Below are 16,620 nucleotides of genomic sequence, written 5' to 3' on the forward strand. Positions count from 1 at the left end.
TTTATCCATTCACTTTTTCTGCTTGCCAAAAATATTCACCAAATGCCTTAGCAAGTGCATCAATTGATCGATTTAATTCTTCCTCTGTATTATCTACCCCGCCAACTTCAATTAATATCGCTTGTCCTGATAGGTCTTGATTGTAGACTCCATTTCCTGTTTGGAATCCTTTTTGAATTACACCACGGCTCATTCCCGGATATTTCTTACTAATCGTCTCATGTAACGCAGTTGCTAATTGTAAGTTTTTTTCATAGTTTTTGTTACCTTTCCCAATTACAAAAGCAAGCTTTGCATATGATTTATCTCCAATTGTTTTTGTCGTGACATTTTTCCGTGCACTATCACGGTGCAAATCGAAAAAATATTGGAGTTCTTTATTACCAGCCATCGCTTCTTGTACAATTTCTCGTGACAGTTTATAAGAACTATTACTATTTAATCCTTTACTTATTAATTTTTGACCAACATCAGTTTTATCGTTAGTAGCACCGATCCCTTCACTTTCTAACTGTTCTCGCAATCGATCGCCAACTATTGAAATATTCGTTACAGAACTCGTTGCTTTATTTGGATTTGGATCATTCGTTAAGTTAAGTAACGGCAAATAAGATTCCCAGCTATGTGAATGATAAATCAATGCAACTTGTCTTTTTCCAGTCGTTTGAGCTGGTTGTTTCTTCTCTTTATTCGGATCAGGCTTAGGAACTTGTCCAGCTTCTCCAGTCCGTTCCTTCACTACTTCTTCAAGAGGAACACTCGATTCTATCGGTAAGTTGGAATAATTTGTTCCTTCACCTGCTATAACGATTTCTGTATCATATTTCCCAAATCCCGGAAGTTCTTTCCCGACAAAACTACGTACATCATCAAAACGAATATTCGTAGCCATCGAAAAGAGGAATGAAGAAATAGAAAAGTCTTGATTCAAATTCCGGTACTCCTGTGTAAAATAATGATTCTCTTTCCCAATAACGTACATGTAACCATTCATTGATAACTCATTTAACCAATTATATAAATACGTTGACTTTGTCTCTTTCATGGAAGTTACCATTACACTAATAAGAAAGAAAGTCGCTAATACCGTAGTAATAATAAATATAATTAACTTGCGTACACTTGTTAATTTCACGTAAAAAAAGCCTCGATTCATACTATCACCCTCTCTATTTCAAGTTATGTACAAGCTCTAGAGAATAGACCGCTTAAATTCCGGCTATATTGTTAATGAGGTGAAATGAATTGAAGCTACTAATAGGAACATTACCAATCGTCTTATCATTTATTTTTTATTTGTTTGCTTTACATCCTAAAATTCGTATTGTGCTACATATTTCCGCATACTTAGCACTGTATGTACTCGGGACAATTATTTCTATTAATATATATGATGTTTTAATACAAAATTTAGTTTTCATGACAAGCATTCATGGAATTTTACTAAATCCACTTTTTCTACTTGCAGGAGCGTATATAGGGATATACACTTTGTACTTAATTTTGTCTCAAATTATTACGAAACTAATGAATTCCAAAAATGGAGTGTAACGAAATGCAGCCACCATTCATCTGTCATAAATGTAAAAAAAGAATAACGAGAAGGAAAGATCTTATTACCTCTACATGGCATTTCCGCTTTTATTTGTTTCATAACACTTGTTTCAAAAATCAGCAATTATTTGTCTCACGTTTTATTCCTATAAATACACTCTTTGGTTTCTTTCTTATTACATATGGGCTTATTGCTGGCAGCATTCTAATGTTCACGGAGCCCTCTATCAATTGGCTTATTTTTTTGCTTCCTATTTTATATCGGTTTCTTTCATATTATTACGTTGAACGTTTTTTCTGTAAATAACTAGTAGATTGACCTCTGGGAATGCTTAAACACTCCCATTCATTTTCTTTTAACATTTTACCAATGTAAATGATTTGTCCAATATGTAAAGCATAATGAGAAATTTGCCTTTCGATCGCTTGCATGACAGTGTGTTCTTCTCCACGAATGTATACTTTCTGCAAAATCTGCTCTGCTGTTAAAGTATCCATCGTTTTAAAAACATACTCCCACCCTTCTTGCCACGCAGCAAGCGCTTCTTGTTTTGAATTGTAGCCACCTTCAAATTCACCATCTCGGTTACGATCTATTTTTTCGCCATCAGACGTTAAAAATTCCGTCCATCTTGAACGCATATTACCATGCAAATGTTTCATTATAATCGCTATGCTATTTGTTTCTTCATGAGAAGACCATTGTATTTGTTCGTATGATAATTGAGAAAGTACCCGTTCTCCTTGTTGCTTTGTTGTTTTGAAATTAGAAATGGCACATTGTAAATATTCTCGTCCGATATCCATATTAGCCCCTACCTTCACACTAACTAATTTTTGTTCCATTTGGCAGTTCCATATTAGGCTGAAGCAACACAACATCACCAGCTTCAGGAACTCCACCTAATACAAGCACTTCCGATTTAAATCCAGCTACACGCTTTGGCGGAAAATTTACAACAGCAACAATTTGCTGACCGATTAAGTCTTCTGGATTATATCTCTTCGTAATTTGAGCACTTGACTGCTTGACCCCAAGCCCCCCAAAATCAATTTCTAGTTTAATCGCTGGCACTCTCGCTTCTTTAAATTCCTCTGCCTGTGTTACTGTTCCAATTCTTACATCAAAAGTTAAAAAATCTTCAAAATTAGCCATTTTATCATTCCTCCCAATTATTACTTAGACAAAATACAAAAATCCCCTTTAAAAAAAGAAAGGCGCCTAAGCACCTTTCTTTTGTAATTCACTTAATTCATTTGATTTATAGAAGAAGAAACCGAGAATCCCGCCAATACATGATGGGATTAGCCATCCTATTCCTTCTTTATATAATGGTAACATTTGTAGCACATTAGAAATCGCATCAATTTTAATGTTCGCACTTTCTAAACCGTTAAAGAAACTAATTAACAACGCACCTAAAATAGCTCCGATATATATTGTATTACGCTTCCCTATCCATTTATGGAAATATGAAAGAACGATTAATACAATTGCAACTGGATAAATGATCATTAACACTGGTAATGTTACTGTGATTAATTGTGTTAACCCTAGGTTAGATACAATTAAACTAAATACACATACCATAGTTACAATCGTTTTATGCGAAAGTTTTGGGAATAAGTTTGTAAAGAAGCCAGCACACGCAGATGTTAATCCAACAGAAGTTGTTAAACAAGCGAGTATAATTACAAGTCCTAATAAAATTTTGCCACTTGTTCCATATAACTCATTTACAACATTCGTTAAAATAAGACCACCGTTCTCCGACACACCAAGTGATGTACTTGTAGATCCGAGATATGCAAGTGATAAATATATTAACGTTAAGCCTAATACAGCAATAATCCCTGATACAACTGTTATTTTTGCGATTTGTCCGCTCTCTTTTATCCCTTTTGAGCGAATAACTTGTACAACAACAATCCCAAACACAAGTGCACTAATCGCATCCATCGTTAAATATCCTTGAATAAATCCACCAAAGAAAGCATTCTCTTTATAAGCAGCTAAAGGTGCAGCCGGTTCTCCAATTGGATCAATAATTGCTTTTCCGACAATAACAGCAACAATCAATACTAACAATGGTGTAAGAAATTTCCCGAACCAATCCACTAATTTAGATGGATTTAATGATAAATACCACGTTATTCCGAAGAAAACTATAGTGAAAAGAAATAGCATGTACCACTCAGAAACCATTGTCTCTGATAGAAATGGCTTCATACCCATTTCAAATGAAACAGCTCCAGTACGCGGAATCGCGAAAAATGGTCCAATCGCTAAATAACTAATCAATGGGAAAATAAACGCAAATATAGGGTGAACTCTAGAAGATAGCGCTTTCAAGTCCCCCTCTACAAACGCGACAGCTGTTACAGCTAATAGGGGTAATCCGACTCCCGTTACAAGGAATCCAATTGTAGCAATCCAAACATTTTCTCCTGCTTGTTGACCTAAAACTGGCGGGAAAATTAAATTTCCTGCCCCTAAAAATAGTGCAAATAACATTAAACCAATCGCTACCGTATCACCTGGCCTTAAACGTCCCTTCATGCTTTTCATTTGCATAGCACTTTTTCATTGTTTATATCTCTTTTCACAATATGCTATGCATCCTCCTCTCTGCTCAAGATGATAAAATATGCCCCTTACAAAGCAATGTCTTTCTCCATAATTTCTCCATTCCCCTTATTCTTACTCTAATTATTGATTTTTGATTTTTTTGAATATTCAAGTCATTAGAGTGTTATAACGTGGAGTTTAGTTGTCAGACCTCTTTGTTTTTATCACACATATAGTAACATATTTGGCTGAAAAATAAAAACATATTTTTAAATAGAATTTTTTGAAAATCAAAATTATCCACACATACCTCCTTTATTTATTCTATTACACAAATTTTTTTAGAAATTTACGATTTTTACATTTTATTATATTTGAATATTTTTATACAAAAGAAAGTAAAAGCCATCAAAAAATAAGATGGCTTTTACTTGTTAGTCTATCGTTTCAACTTCACGTGGATTATTCATCTCTTCAACATACACAACTCTAAATCCATGATCTTCTAAATCCTTTAGCAATGTTTCTAATTCACTATCTTCAAACTCTTCTCCCAATGTAAACATTATTCTACGTACTAATAAAGCATCATTATCAAAAGTCATTAAGCTTTGAATACCAGTGTATTTCTTTAGCACTGTCGATAATTTTTGAATGGCCCCATTATAATCTTGTGTTCCAATCATGACAGAATATTTACTAGAATGGACTCCCCATGCATCTTCTAATAGTTCAAAAACTTTTTTATGAGTTAAAATACCAAGGAAGACCCCTTTTTCATCAACTACTGATAAATACGGTAGTTTTTTAATTGTAAAAAATACTTTAAAGAAGGAAGAGTCTTCTCTCACGTACCCATTTTTATCGTTCAATAATTGTAATACATTATCTTCAAGTGAACCTTTATATTCTAAAATATCTACTTTGTATACATTCCCTAAAAACTTCTCTTTTTTTTCATCTAAAACTGGTACACAACGATACCCCGTTTTATTTAAATGTTCCAGCGTTTCCCCTATCGTAATTGAACTTGAGCAAAACAAAACTTCCCTCTTTGGCACATAATTCCCTTTAATCCTCATAAAAAAGCCTCCTTATGCTAAAATACTTTCTGTGCCATAACTATATTATATTTTCAGAAAAAAATAAATATATTATTTTATTTTTCTGAAAATTATTCATTTTTTCGTCATAATTTATTCATGAATCATTCACTTGTACTCTCTTCAGCATCAAAAATCCCTCCTGAATTCTGGATCACTTTACTGCATCATTGTACGGACCTAATTGCTTTTTAGAAAAATAATGATTTGTCTCCTTACTTTTCATTAACATATTTCCTTTTATAATTAAAAAATAGGTAGCTACTAGAAAATAGATCAGCCCTGATATCCAATCCAAATTTGTAGCCAGATTGTGTAAAAGAACATATCTCATATATGCATAACCAATCGGAACATGTAGTAATACAACCGCACCTAATCCCGGATTGTATATTGTTTTAGCTTTTATATTCGCAAAAATACCATGCCATATGAATTGAAAAAAACCCATTAAAATAGGTGCCATCCCAAGCCATATTATATTTTGAAAGAAAACCGGAAGTAAATAAAAAACATACGCAATCAAAATATTTATTACCATAGCAGATTGCGTATTTAATGGATAGCGATCTGGTATATCACTTTTAAATATAACTACATTAAACAGACCAGCGAAATAACCTGGCCAACGATACTCTTCAAATTGATGCACTAAAATGGCTACAAAACTTAACGCTAACAGTACTTTTATTTCACTTATTTCTCCCAAATTCGCGACTAAACAAACAACGACAACAATAGCCACAACTAACCCTATATCATACCAATGCTTTCTAAAGAAACTAACCATCTCTATCACCCACTATCTCAATTTTTATAAAAATAGCGTTCAAATAGGAAATCAATCTGTTTTTCTATAGGTAGTACTCTTATATCTGCCCCTGATTCAAGAATTGGCATCATTAATGCTGGAAGAAAAATGGATCCAAATATTTGCACTGTCATCATCATTAAAATTTCCTGATCCGCTTCATTTGTTATTTCGCTCAAAATATTCTTCACTTTACTAAAACCTAGCCTCTTCAAAAAATCTCCATATTCGTATTGAGATGTAAATACCGTAGTTCCCATTGCAATAATCTTCCTGACTAACTCAGGATATTGCCGAATTACTAGTACATAATCAAATAAAAATATTTTTAATCTTTCTTTCGCTGGCACTGTAATATCATCTAAAATAGAAAAAGTGCCTTGGAAGCTAATTAACAAAACTTTAATCGCCTCACTAATCAACTTTTCTTTTGAACCAAAATGGTAATTTACAAGCGCAATATTTACATCTGACAATGATGCAATTTTCCTTATCGTTACCCTTTCAAAACCTTCGTTTTTAATTAACTCCAAGGTTGTATTTAAAATCTTTTCTTTCGTTGATATGTTTTCATTTTCCCCCAACTTATCTCCCCCTCTAGAATTTATCGATTAAACAATGATTTAAACATTGTTTAACTTTATGGTATCACTTTCCAATTTGAAAAATCAATTTAATCCTTTCGACATTTACCTACATTTCTTTTCATTCATCCCATACATAAAATAAATTTCTAAAAATAATTTAATACTATCCATATACCAATACGTAAAGAAAAATATATTGTAACTTCCCCTGAAAAAAGCTAAAATAAGAATAAGAATTTTCTGAATATTCTAAGAGTAGGTGATTGTATGTCCTTATTGCGCTCACATATATGTAAATTTATAGTTGGTATTTTTATTATTTTTGTCATAAGTCCTATTCCAGCATTATTCATTACACATAATTACTCTTACACAACTGGATTTATTAGCATTTTTCATAACTTTGCACAACTTTTTTCTATTTCAATTCCAAGAATCGATTGGATGCATGAACCTATCCTTTTCTCAGCAAATCAGATTATAAATACACAAAATATGATACATACTTCTAGCCATTCGTCACCACTATTCCCCTACATATGGGAAATATATTTTTTATCAATCGTTCGTTTCACATTCACTCTTGTAATCGGTTTCTTTATTAGTTTAGGGATCGGTCATCTATTTTTAAAAGCACCGAGATCAGTAAGAAAGTGCACTTCCTTATTGCGCTGGATACCATATTCTTTTGGTACTGTGATATTACAATGTTCAGTACTATTACTACTACTCTACATCGCGGAATTCATGAAGGTTCCTTTCTTCTCCTCTTTTATCATCGTATGTAGTACTTCCATGATAATCGTTCTGCAAGCAATAAAAAAATGGCTTCCTTTCTTAAATAATACAAATGAATACGAAATAAAAAATTCAGCCTTCCTTGTTGATACGTTATTTATGGCGCTTACTTCCAATCATAAATCTATTCTAAGTTCCATTATTCTTTCATTTGTTTTTATGGAATGTGTTTTTCACGTAAACGGACTCTTACAATTTATCGTTCAATTTGGTGGAAATGCACCTATAGTTGTCGCAATTGGTTTATTACTTCTTTACATCCCATACAGCGTATTATCTTTTCTCCAAACACTATGGACAACAAACTACAATAAACAGCAAACATACACTTTAACAAGAAGTATTTCAAAACCATAACGTAGAATAACCGTCTACTTTAAATTAAAAGTAGACGGTTATTCCTATTATATAGAGGACAAAATAACAGCAAATTAAAAAACTACTATAGAAACCTACCATTATTTACCCATTTTCTTTGACTAATCTTTTCATTTGGATTTATTATAAAAGTATAACATAATTACAGGAGGTGACATCTTTATTCCAAATTAGGAATAAAGAACACACTTGGACATATTAAATATTTTTCTCATCTTTATACTTATCCTTATTTCTGGTTTTTTCGTTGCTTCAGAATTCGCTGTCGTAAAAGTACGAAAAAGTCGAATTGACCAGCTTGCTAATGAAGGTAATAAACAAGCATTAGCTGCAAGAAGCGTTTTATCTAACTTAGACGTTTATTTATCCGCTTGTCAGCTTGGCATTACTATCACCTCTTTAGGACTTGGTTGGCTTGGTGAACCAACTGTGGAACATTTACTGCGACCACTATTTGAAAAAATCAATATTACTGGAACAATGGCTAACACGTTATCCTTTATTATTGCTTTTAGTGTGATTACTTTTTTCCATGTTGTATTAGGCGAGTTAGTTCCTAAGTCTTTCGCAATCCAAAAAGCTGAAGCAATCACATTAAAATTTGCAAAACCGCTTATTTTATTTGATAAAATTATGTATCCGTTCATTTGGCTTCTCAATAGTGCAGCTATATTTTTCACAAAATTACTCGGTTTAGAGCCTGCGAAAGAAAATGAACTTGCCCATTCCGAAGAAGAACTACGACTCATTTTAGGTGAAAGCTATAAAAGCGGCGAAATTAATCAAACCGAATATAAATATGTAAATAATATTTTTGAATTTGATGATCGTGTTGCTAAAGAAATTATGGTACCTAGAACTGAAATGGTTTGTTTATCTACTGAAAATACGTTAGAAGAAAATATGAAAATCGTTGCAACTGAAAAGTATACACGTTATCCTATTATTGAAAAGGATAAAGATGATATTATTGGAATGATAAATACGAAAGAGATTTTTCATAATCAAACAAAAGGCATTTACAAACCACTTGATGCCTACATACATCCTGTTTTAACTGTATTTGAAACAGTTCCCATTCGTAAAACGTTAATACACCTCCAAAAGAACCGCGTACAAATGGCGATTGTTATGGATGAATACGGCGGAACTGCTGGCCTTTTAACGATGGAGGATATTCTTGAAGAAATTATCGGAGAAATTCAAGATGAATTTGACGCAGACGAATCACCAATGATTGAAAAGCGTACTCCTAGGCTTACTGTTTTAGATGGGAAAGTACTCATTTCTGAAGTAAATGATATGTTTGGCCTACATATCGATGAAAGTGATTTAGATACAATTGGTGGTTGGCTTCTCTCTCAATCAATTGATTTAAATATTGAGGCTGGCTATTCAGTTGAATATGATGGTTTTCAATTTAAAGCATTAGAACTTGATGGGCATCAAATTAAAAAGATTGCTGTACATAAATTAGATACTACAAAGGAGTTATAAAGTGACTGTTTTACTAACAATTTGTATCATTGCTTGTTTCATTGTTTCATTTCTTGCCTTTATATACCCCATTATCCCTGGCATCCTTGCCGTATGGGCTGGCTATTTCATTTATCATTTTGGAATAAACGGCGGAGAGTTAACGACATCTTTTTGGATTATTCAAGTCATTTTTACACTCTTCATTTTCGTTGCTGACTTTATTGCAAATGGATACTTCCTAAAAAAATACGGAAGTACAAAATCGGGCGAACGTGTTGGTATGGTTTCTATCATTGTCGGATCGTTCTTCTTCCCACCATTCGGGCTTATTATCATACCGTTCTTATCTGTATTTATTACGGAACTAATGCATAAAAAGGCGCCAAAAGACGCCCTTTTAGTCGGAATTGCAACTGTTGTCGGTTTTTTAAGTAGTACAGTAGCGAAAGCAATTCTCCAAATCATTATGATTATCATCTTTGTATGCTATATCATTTTTTAGCCATCCCTATTTTGGGATGGTTTTTTAATATGAAATACCTACTCGGCTTTTCTCGTATAAGCTTTTATTACGTAAACTCCATGTAAACTGAGCTGTATCACCAACTGTGATTTTCGATCCATCTGTTGGCAACATATCTTGTTCAGTTCGATATACACCGGTTACATCACCATCTATTAAATGCGTCGGACAAACAACAGTCCAACATAGTTTACTATTATTCAGCGCTTCATAAGCAGCTAAATGATCTTCCGCAGCTGTTGTCATTTTTCTTTTCGATTCTTTTGATTGGAAACGATATATACTTGGGTTTGTTCGTGCTTGTAAAATACCAGCAGTTCCTATTGTAACAATTTTCTTTATGCCCTCTTCTTCCATTTGCTTTATAATAATCGGTAAACTCTTCTCTAACGTCCCATTCCGATCAGTTCCAAGAGCACTAATTACAATATCACATCCTTTAATCGCTTCCTTTATATCATTTCCGTTTAACACATTTCCCTCTATAATATGTAACCTTTCATGCTCTGTTTCCACTCTACTCAAATCACGAACTAATACCGTCACTTCATATGAATCATGTAATGCCAATTTCATAATGTGTGATCCTACTCTACCTGTCGCTCCTAATATACATACTTTCATATATTATCCCCTCTTCCATTCTTTCTCTCTATTTTTCCGCAAAACTTACAAATACGCAACAAAAAAGCTCCCTCATATATGTGAGAAAGCTCTATTATCCATTTATCCCGCATTAACGGGCAGTAAATTCGGCGAATGCGAGGAAATTAGGCGGGAGATAACTGCCCGTAAATGCCCGATTGGTGTGGGCTAATAATCAGTGGGGATGGACAAAATCCCCACTGATTAAAGTTTCACTTTATTTCTTTTCTTTCGAATCAGAAGATTTTTCTGTTCCACTTGTTTCTTTATCTTTCTTTTCATCTTGCTGCGAAGTTGTGTCATCCTCTTTCTTTTTATCCCCATCTTTACTACAACCTACCATTAATAAAGAACTTGCAAGTGCCATAGCAGTTAATGACTTAACCCATTTGTTCATTTGCGTTTCCTCCCTTTGATAGAATATGTACAATCCCATATTACTCTTTTTTTTTAAAGGGAAGATTTAAAAATAGTAAAGATACAGTAAACTTTTGTAAATTTTCGGATAACATAACCAATCTTTAATCCTCCCATTCTAATTAGACATAAAAAAACTAAGGCGCCTTTCATTCCACCTTAGCTTTTCACGCGAATTTTTCACTTTCATATACATGTTTAATCTTATATTCCTTCTTCACAACATATTGCCAAACACTATAAGCATAACGATTCATTTTCACAAAACAATTTTCCAAAAAAGAACGAAACTCTGGGTTCGCAACTTCCACTGCAACTTGAGCAAACTTTAATGCTAATCGTTTCAAATGTGAAATATAACAAATAGCAATCCCAATATCCCCTGTATACTCATTATCTGTTTCCCTATCCATTTCAGTAAATTCCGGCCACATTTGTTTACAAGTTATATGTTGTATATTTTCTCCTTCTTGAAAATTCACTTGTTCATTATATGCTTGTAACATATACGGCAAATGATGCTGTAATATATCCTTTAATTCTTCATCTCGAACCTTGCTCGTGTATTCTCCAACTTTATATATAAGTGTGTAACTATATGTCATCAATTCTTTCATACAATCCATTAAAGCGCCTCCCTTCCTATTTCATCTCTATACTATAAATATGATGCGATAACATTTGATATTCTTGCTAGAAACCAATCCCATCTACTAATTTTCTCAAAATCTTCTTCAGAAAATCGTTTTGATTTATGAAAGTCTTCTTTTAATCGACTCCATACGTCAGCAACGACTGTCTTATCATATATGAAACAGTTAGATTCGTTATTTAAGTAAAAACTTCTATTATCAAAATTTGCTGTACCAATATCAACCATTTCCTCATCGATGATTGTTACTTTCCCATGAAAAAATCCATTTCGATATTGATAAATCTCCGCTCCAGCATCTAACATGTCTTTCAAATAAGGATAGGCAGCCTGTTTTAGCAATACTGCATCACTTTTAAATGGGACGAGGATTTTTACATGGACACCACGATTTAATGCATCTTTCAGCCCCTTCACCATTTCTTTACTCGGTACAAAATATGGTGTAGCGATAATTAAAGAATGTTTTGCCTTCTTTAAAAACGCTCCATACTCCTTCCATAAACCTTTTCCATTCGAAAATACGTATTGATATTTTACATTTCCTTGTACAGGTAACTCTTGGTGTATAGGAAACTTTTCTCCCGTATCTTCTTGCCAGTCTTCCGCAAACTTCCGTTCCATATCAGTAGCTCCATTCCCTTCGATGCGTACATGATAATCACGCCACGGACCAAATTTAGGATCCTGTCCAAGATATTCCTTTCCGATATTGAAGCCACCAATGTACGAAACTTTCCCATCTATAGTAACAATGCGTCTATGATTACGTTGATGCAAAGAATAAAATAAGTTTTTTAATTTAGGTTTTTTACTAAATGTAAACTTCACGCCTTTTTCTTTTAATTGATCAATTATCTTTTTCTTAAGCTTATATCCGCCAATGCGGTCTACTGACAATTTCACATCTACTCCGCTAGATGCTTTTTTCTCTAATAACTGTAAGAACTTTTGGCTTATTTCATCTTTTCCTACAATATAAAAATGAATATACACATTCTTTTCTGCACGATTTATATCCTCAAATAAACTTTTATATAACTCATCACCGTTCGTATATACTTGAAAATCCCCTGATCGGATTTTTTCTAATTCATATCCACTAGCCATTTTCTTCCCCATTTCCACATCAACGTTCATCCATATGAATACACCTATAAAACAAATTATTACAATTAAAAAGCGCTTCATGGATACGTTCCTTTCTCTAACTACTGTTATTCCTATATCTTTCCTTTTTTAAAACATTATCATACAAAAAATATGTCATTGCATGATATACGTCCATATCAAACAGGAGCTCATCTGCATATTGTATGTTGTATCTTAAAATAAAAGGAGGAAATAACAATGGGCTTCGCACATGGTAATGGATTTGCGCTACTAGTCGTATTATTTATCCTCTTAATTATCGTCGGTGCTGCTTGCTTCTGCTAAGCAGTTATTGTAGTACGATATGGGGATGAAAAAAATATAAAAGCGGACACCTATTTTTAGGTGTCCGCTTTTCATTTCAAAAATCTCCTAACCTATTACAAAATAGTACCACTAGGAAAGTATTTTATATCAAAAAGTTAGCAGTGTAGCTACCTTCTTACTCTCTGCCTTACGAATATGGCGCTGTTCTGCACGTAACACAGCAATTCGATGCAATTCTTTCTCCTCTTCTGTCTCAGGGATAACACGCGGTACAGGAACTGGATTATTCTCCTTACTAAGCGCAACAAAAGTAACGAATGAAGTTGCTGCTACACGTTTTTTACCTGAAATTAAATCTTCTGCTACTACTTTCACAAATATCTCCATAGAAGTTCTTCCCGTCCAAATTACGAAAGATTCATAACTAACACAATCTGAAGAACGTACTGGATGTAAGAAATCTACCCAATCCATAGACGCTGTGACACATTCCATTCTCGAGTGTCTCGTTGCTGAAATTGAAGCAACCATATCCATCTCCGCCAATATCTTTCCACCAAATAGCGTGTTATGATCATTTAAATCCGTTGGAAATACTCGACTCGTTTTAAACACCCTTGATTCATTAGCTGTTTTACCCTTTACTTCAGTCATTGTTATCACCCCTTTAATTATTTATCCCTAATATCCCAATATACACTACACCTCATGAACTACACGTTTAATATTAACAATTTTTAGAACTTTTAGTCCACAAAAAAGAACCGATTTTATCAATCGGCTCCTCTAAACACATATTGTTCTTTCGGCTGTTCAACTTTATTCCATTTCGTTACCTCTAACACTGGAATATTCGCATGAAACGGCTGATAAAATTCAGTTGAAATTTCTCCCTCTATCTGAATCCAATCATCATTTTTCCACTCTACCCCTTCTGGTTTTTTAACTAACATACCATATACACCCGAATCCGCAACACAATGTATAATGCCGAAACGGAATAAGAAATATTGTTCCTTTTTAGAAGAATCATCTCGGAAAACAAATCCTTTATAAGACAGGGTTTTACCAGTAAATTCACCAGGATAATTATAAATTGTCTCCATACCCTTTAAGAAATCTTCATCTTTTAAAGTGATATTATCTTTCGTAACAAACTCTTTCTTCCCTTTTTCCATTACACCACGATATCCTTCTTTCCCGTAATAAATACTCGTGTCAGGTCTTAGAAATTGTCTTGTCATAAATGGATCTTTACTTTCTGCTTGCGCTACTGGAAAATGGAATCCCTTCGCCTTAACAATATCGGAATCTAATGTTGCAATTGGGAAAAACAATCCTGTAATGATTGGAAAACAGAATAACGTGTAAGAAAACACTTTTTTCCACCATGTATTCTCATCTTTCGAATGATCATGCCCACAATGACTATGATCACAACTACAATCATGTTTCTCTTTTTCCTTTTGGTGCTCTTTTTGGAAAACGATAATAATTTGTACAATCGTTAAGAAACCTAAAATAATAGCAGCAGTTTTTGATAAATAGGCGTACTTCATATTTATATACTTCGTAATGTTACCGGAAATATGAAGCTGTCCAATTAAAATTGTAAAGCCTAATAATATATATGCTCGAAACATAACCTACCACCCCATCGCATAAATGAGTAGTGAGCTTGCATAAACAACAAGGGTAACTGTAACCGTCACAACAATTACAAATTTTGTTTTAAATGTCGCAAGCATCATAAACATATTTTTAATATCCACCATCGGTCCATATACGAGAAACGCGACAAGTGACGCTGTTGAAAATGTACTTTGGAACGAAGAAGCAATAAATGCATCCGCCTCTGAACAAAGTGATAAAATGAAAGCAAGTCCCATCATTACAGCTGATGAAGAAAACGGACCTTGTCCAATAGCAAGCAATGTTGAAGTTTGTACAAACGTTTGAACTGCAGCAGCAATTAACGCTCCTAACACTAAGTATTTTCCCATTGAGAAAAATTCCTCAACAGCATGTGTACATACATCCCACATTTTTGTACGTAACGGACGCTTATGATTCACTTCTGGGAAGTGATCATCTCTTAATTGATGTTCTTTAAACATAAATGATAATATAATTCCAACGATAATTGCTACGATAATCGCTACAATAGAACGATACCATACCATGTGCATACTACTTCCAAAAGCAACATATGTTGCAAATAATACAACTGGATTAATAATCGGTCCAGTTAACATAAATGCAATTCCTGCATAGGGTGGAACCCCTTTTCCGATTAATCGTCTTACAATCGGAACAATTCCACATTCACATCCAGGAAACATCATACCTAAAAAAGTAGCTAATAAAACAGACAGAAATCGGTTTTTAGGCATCCATTTTGCCACCATATCTTCTGTCACAAACATTTGAATGAATCCTGAAATAAATACACCAATTAGCACAAAAGGAAGTGCTTCGATTAATATTGAGATAAAGATTGTATTCATTTGCAGGAATGCTTTCGGTAATTGAAACAATTCCATGATGTATTTCCTCCAACTTTTCATTAACAATATGTAATTTTAACCCCATTTCATTATTTGAACAAGAGTTATATGGAATTCATAACCTTCATACACATTACATTTCACAAGTTATATTCTGTTCCAAAATTGAGATTTCATAGCAAAAAAAGCTGCGCTAGCACAGTTTTATAACTATGCTAGCGCAGCTTTCCTATCATTAAAAGTAACGTTTCTTCCAAAAAACAAATGCTAAAGTGAAAGATAATGTTACACATATTATAAGTACAATTACAAAACCATGTGCTTCCCCTTCAAATGGAACCTTTACATTCATTCCAAAGAAACTAGAAACCATCGTTGGTAATGATAAAATGATTGTAATAGAAGTCAACAGTTTCATAACACTATTTAAATTGTTAGAAATAACCGAACTAAATGTATTCATCATTCCACTTAAAATGTGACTATATATTTCCGCCATTTCAATAGCCTGCTTATTTTCAATTAATACATCTTCTAGTAAATCTTGATCATCTTCATACATTTTCAAAAATGTACTGTTTCGCATTAATTTTTGAATTACAATTTTATTTGCCTTTAATGATGTTGTAAAATAAACTAAACTTTTTTCAAGGCCGAGCAATGTGAAAATTTCTTTATTTTTCATCGACTTATTTAATTGGTGCTCTAAATCGATTGTTTTTCGATTAATTTGCTTTAAGTATCTTAAATAATAAGTAGAAATTGTATATAAGAGCTGAAGTGCGAAGCGCGTCTTTTTAAACGTATAAAATTCTTTAATACGTTGATTAATAAAGCGTTCAAAAATTGGATTTTCTTCTAAGCAAATAGTAACAAAACAATCTGGCATTACAATCATACCTATTGGAATCGTGTCATAAATTGAATTTCCTTCTTCATCATGTCTGACTGTCGGAATATCCACGATAATTAAAGTATTATTGTCTTCCTTTTCAATACGAGAGCGTTCTTCATCATCCAAAGGGTCTTTAATGAAATCTAAGTCTACATTTAAAGTTTGTACTAGATACTGAATTTCTTCTTCTGTTGGATGAAGTACATTAATCCAGCAGCCCTTTTGCATTTCCTCAATCTCTTGTAGTTTTCCGTTTCGGTCTGTTAAATAAATATTTAACATA

At 33.4% G+C, this 16,620-nt stretch carries 21 protein-coding genes; 6 read left to right on the forward strand and 15 right to left on the reverse strand.

Annotated features, from left to right (window positions below; translation table 11 throughout):
• Position 1: 1 nt before the first annotated feature.
• Positions 2-1,156, reverse strand: coding sequence for a stage II sporulation protein SpoIIP (gene spoIIP, locus BG05_RS21230; protein ID WP_002127011.1), 1,155 nt, complete (start codon positions 1,154-1,156; stop codon positions 2-4).
• An 89-nt stretch (positions 1,157-1,245) separates the two neighbouring features.
• On the opposite strand from spoIIP, the gene BG05_RS21235 reads away from it, so the two are divergent.
• A complete protein-coding gene (locus BG05_RS21235) occupies positions 1,246-1,551 on the forward strand; it encodes a hypothetical protein (protein ID WP_002127010.1) in 306 nt (101 codons plus the stop codon).
• 4 nt (positions 1,552-1,555) lie between these two features.
• A complete protein-coding gene (locus tag BG05_RS31695) occupies positions 1,556-1,861 on the forward strand; it encodes a permease (RefSeq protein WP_078178819.1) in 306 nt (101 codons plus the stop codon).
• On the opposite strand, the gene BG05_RS21240 is transcribed toward BG05_RS31695, so the two are convergent.
• From BG05_RS21240 to BG05_RS21265, 6 genes are all read right to left on the reverse strand, one after another.
• Entirely contained in the window at positions 1,834-2,400 is a 567-nt protein-coding gene (locus BG05_RS21240; RefSeq protein WP_002168571.1) for a DUF1572 domain-containing protein, read from the reverse strand. The two genes, BG05_RS31695 and BG05_RS21240, sit on opposite strands and share 28 nt — an antisense overlap.
• Entirely contained in the window at positions 2,381-2,710 is a 330-nt protein-coding gene (gene csaA / locus BG05_RS21245; protein ID WP_003188825.1) for a chaperone CsaA, read from the reverse strand. Before csaA ends, BG05_RS21240 begins: the two co-directional genes overlap by 20 nt.
• Before the next feature lie 66 nt (positions 2,711-2,776).
• Positions 2,777-4,114 carry a branched-chain amino acid transport system II carrier protein BrnQ4 gene (brnQ4, locus tag BG05_RS21250; protein ID WP_396022273.1) on the reverse strand — a complete coding sequence of 446 codons (1,338 nt, stop codon included), beginning with the start codon at positions 4,112-4,114 and terminating at the stop codon, positions 2,777-2,779.
• A 443-nt stretch (positions 4,115-4,557) separates the two neighbouring features.
• Positions 4,558-5,205 carry a cyclic di-AMP binding protein CbpA gene (gene cbpA / locus BG05_RS21255; RefSeq protein WP_002186059.1) on the reverse strand — a complete coding sequence of 216 codons (648 nt, stop codon included), beginning with the start codon at positions 5,203-5,205 and terminating at the stop codon, positions 4,558-4,560.
• A 175-nt stretch (positions 5,206-5,380) separates the two neighbouring features.
• Positions 5,381-6,025, reverse strand: a complete 645-nt coding sequence (locus BG05_RS21260; protein WP_033733879.1) for an HXXEE domain-containing protein — start codon at positions 6,023-6,025, stop codon at positions 5,381-5,383.
• A gap of 8 nt (positions 6,026-6,033) precedes the next feature.
• A complete protein-coding gene (locus BG05_RS21265; protein ID WP_002086042.1) occupies positions 6,034-6,621 on the reverse strand; it encodes a TetR/AcrR family transcriptional regulator in 588 nt (195 codons plus the stop codon).
• A 270-nt stretch (positions 6,622-6,891) separates the two neighbouring features.
• Here BG05_RS21265 and BG05_RS21270 point away from each other — a divergent pair, with 270 nt between their 5' ends.
• The 3 genes from BG05_RS21270 to BG05_RS21280 all read left to right on the forward strand — a co-directional run bounded on the left by BG05_RS21270 (position 6,892) and on the right by BG05_RS21280 (position 9,781).
• On the forward strand, positions 6,892-7,779 hold the full coding sequence (locus BG05_RS21270; RefSeq protein ID WP_002168576.1) for a hypothetical protein: 888 nt from the start codon (positions 6,892-6,894) through the stop codon (positions 7,777-7,779).
• A gap of 210 nt (positions 7,780-7,989) precedes the next feature.
• On the forward strand, positions 7,990-9,297 hold the full coding sequence (locus tag BG05_RS21275) for a hemolysin family protein (protein WP_002086044.1): 1,308 nt from the start codon (positions 7,990-7,992) through the stop codon (positions 9,295-9,297).
• 1 nt (position 9,298) lies between these two features.
• Complete coding sequence (locus BG05_RS21280; RefSeq protein ID WP_000217328.1) at positions 9,299-9,781, forward strand: DUF456 domain-containing protein; 483 nt, start codon at positions 9,299-9,301, stop codon at positions 9,779-9,781.
• A 24-nt stretch (positions 9,782-9,805) separates the two neighbouring features.
• Here the strand turns inward: BG05_RS21280 and BG05_RS21285 are convergent, their stop codons facing one another.
• The 4 genes from BG05_RS21285 to cls form a co-directional block, all read right to left on the reverse strand.
• Positions 9,806-10,426, reverse strand: coding sequence for an NAD(P)-dependent oxidoreductase (locus BG05_RS21285; protein WP_002168577.1), 621 nt, complete (start codon positions 10,424-10,426; stop codon positions 9,806-9,808).
• Positions 10,427-10,664: 238 nt separating this feature from the next.
• Positions 10,665-10,844, reverse strand: coding sequence for a hypothetical protein (locus BG05_RS21290; protein ID WP_016120072.1), 180 nt, complete (start codon positions 10,842-10,844; stop codon positions 10,665-10,667).
• Positions 10,845-11,031: 187 nt separating this feature from the next.
• On the reverse strand, positions 11,032-11,490 hold the full coding sequence (locus BG05_RS21295; RefSeq protein WP_002135854.1) for a spore coat protein: 459 nt from the start codon (positions 11,488-11,490) through the stop codon (positions 11,032-11,034).
• Between the two features lie 32 nt (positions 11,491-11,522).
• Complete coding sequence (gene cls, locus BG05_RS21300; protein WP_002127002.1) at positions 11,523-12,707, reverse strand: cardiolipin synthase; 1,185 nt, start codon at positions 12,705-12,707, stop codon at positions 11,523-11,525.
• 159 nt (positions 12,708-12,866) lie between these two features.
• On the opposite strand from cls, the gene BG05_RS30045 reads away from it, so the two are divergent.
• On the forward strand, positions 12,867-12,953 hold the full coding sequence (locus BG05_RS30045; RefSeq protein ID WP_000505094.1) for a YjcZ family sporulation protein: 87 nt from the start codon (positions 12,867-12,869) through the stop codon (positions 12,951-12,953).
• 129 nt (positions 12,954-13,082) lie between these two features.
• Here the strand turns inward: BG05_RS30045 and BG05_RS21305 are convergent, their stop codons facing one another.
• The 4 genes from BG05_RS21305 to BG05_RS21320 form a co-directional block, all read right to left on the reverse strand.
• Positions 13,083-13,589, reverse strand: a complete 507-nt coding sequence (locus BG05_RS21305; protein WP_002012448.1) for an acyl-CoA thioesterase — start codon at positions 13,587-13,589, stop codon at positions 13,083-13,085.
• 119 nt (positions 13,590-13,708) lie between these two features.
• A complete protein-coding gene (locus BG05_RS21310) occupies positions 13,709-14,578 on the reverse strand; it encodes a TIGR03943 family putative permease subunit (protein WP_002012447.1) in 870 nt (289 codons plus the stop codon).
• A gap of 3 nt (positions 14,579-14,581) precedes the next feature.
• Positions 14,582-15,478 carry a permease gene (locus BG05_RS21315; RefSeq protein WP_000418719.1) on the reverse strand — a complete coding sequence of 299 codons (897 nt, stop codon included), beginning with the start codon at positions 15,476-15,478 and terminating at the stop codon, positions 14,582-14,584.
• Between the two features lie 199 nt (positions 15,479-15,677).
• Complete coding sequence (locus tag BG05_RS21320; protein WP_000932386.1) at positions 15,678-16,619, reverse strand: magnesium transporter CorA family protein; 942 nt, start codon at positions 16,617-16,619, stop codon at positions 15,678-15,680.
• Position 16,620: the final 1 nt, after the last annotated feature.

Source organism: Bacillus mycoides, assembly GCF_000832605.1.
GTDB lineage: Bacteria > Bacillota > Bacilli > Bacillales > Bacillaceae_G > Bacillus_A > Bacillus_A mycoides.

Coding starts and splice junctions, on each gene's coding strand:
- BG05_RS21295 (WP_002135854.1), bottom strand. CDS start 11,490: ATGGATTGTATGAAAGAATTGATGACATATAGTTACACACTTATATAT.
- BG05_RS21320 (WP_000932386.1), bottom strand. CDS start 16,619: ATGTTAAATATTTATTTAACAGACCGAAACGGAAAACTACAAGAGATT.
- BG05_RS30045 (WP_000505094.1), top strand. CDS start 12,867: ATGGGCTTCGCACATGGTAATGGATTTGCGCTACTAGTCGTATTATTT.
- BG05_RS21315 (WP_000418719.1), bottom strand. CDS start 15,478: ATGGAATTGTTTCAATTACCGAAAGCATTCCTGCAAATGAATACAATC.
- BG05_RS21310 (WP_002012447.1), bottom strand. CDS start 14,578: ATGTTTCGAGCATATATATTATTAGGCTTTACAATTTTAATTGGACAG.
- csaA (WP_003188825.1), bottom strand. CDS start 2,710: ATGGCTAATTTTGAAGATTTTTTAACTTTTGATGTAAGAATTGGAACA.
- BG05_RS21285 (WP_002168577.1), bottom strand. CDS start 10,426: ATGAAAGTATGTATATTAGGAGCGACAGGTAGAGTAGGATCACACATT.
- BG05_RS31695 (WP_078178819.1), top strand. CDS start 1,556: ATGCAGCCACCATTCATCTGTCATAAATGTAAAAAAAGAATAACGAGA.
- brnQ4 (WP_396022273.1), bottom strand. CDS start 4,114: ATGAAGGGACGTTTAAGGCCAGGTGATACGGTAGCGATTGGTTTAATG.
- cls (WP_002127002.1), bottom strand. CDS start 12,707: ATGAAGCGCTTTTTAATTGTAATAATTTGTTTTATAGGTGTATTCATA.
- BG05_RS21240 (WP_002168571.1), bottom strand. CDS start 2,400: ATGGAACAAAAATTAGTTAGTGTGAAGGTAGGGGCTAATATGGATATC.
- BG05_RS21270 (WP_002168576.1), top strand. CDS start 6,892: ATGTCCTTATTGCGCTCACATATATGTAAATTTATAGTTGGTATTTTT.
- BG05_RS21305 (WP_002012448.1), bottom strand. CDS start 13,589: ATGACTGAAGTAAAGGGTAAAACAGCTAATGAATCAAGGGTGTTTAAA.
- cbpA (WP_002186059.1), bottom strand. CDS start 5,205: ATGAGGATTAAAGGGAATTATGTGCCAAAGAGGGAAGTTTTGTTTTGC.
- BG05_RS21290 (WP_016120072.1), bottom strand. CDS start 10,844: ATGAACAAATGGGTTAAGTCATTAACTGCTATGGCACTTGCAAGTTCT.
- spoIIP (WP_002127011.1), bottom strand. CDS start 1,156: ATGAATCGAGGCTTTTTTTACGTGAAATTAACAAGTGTACGCAAGTTA.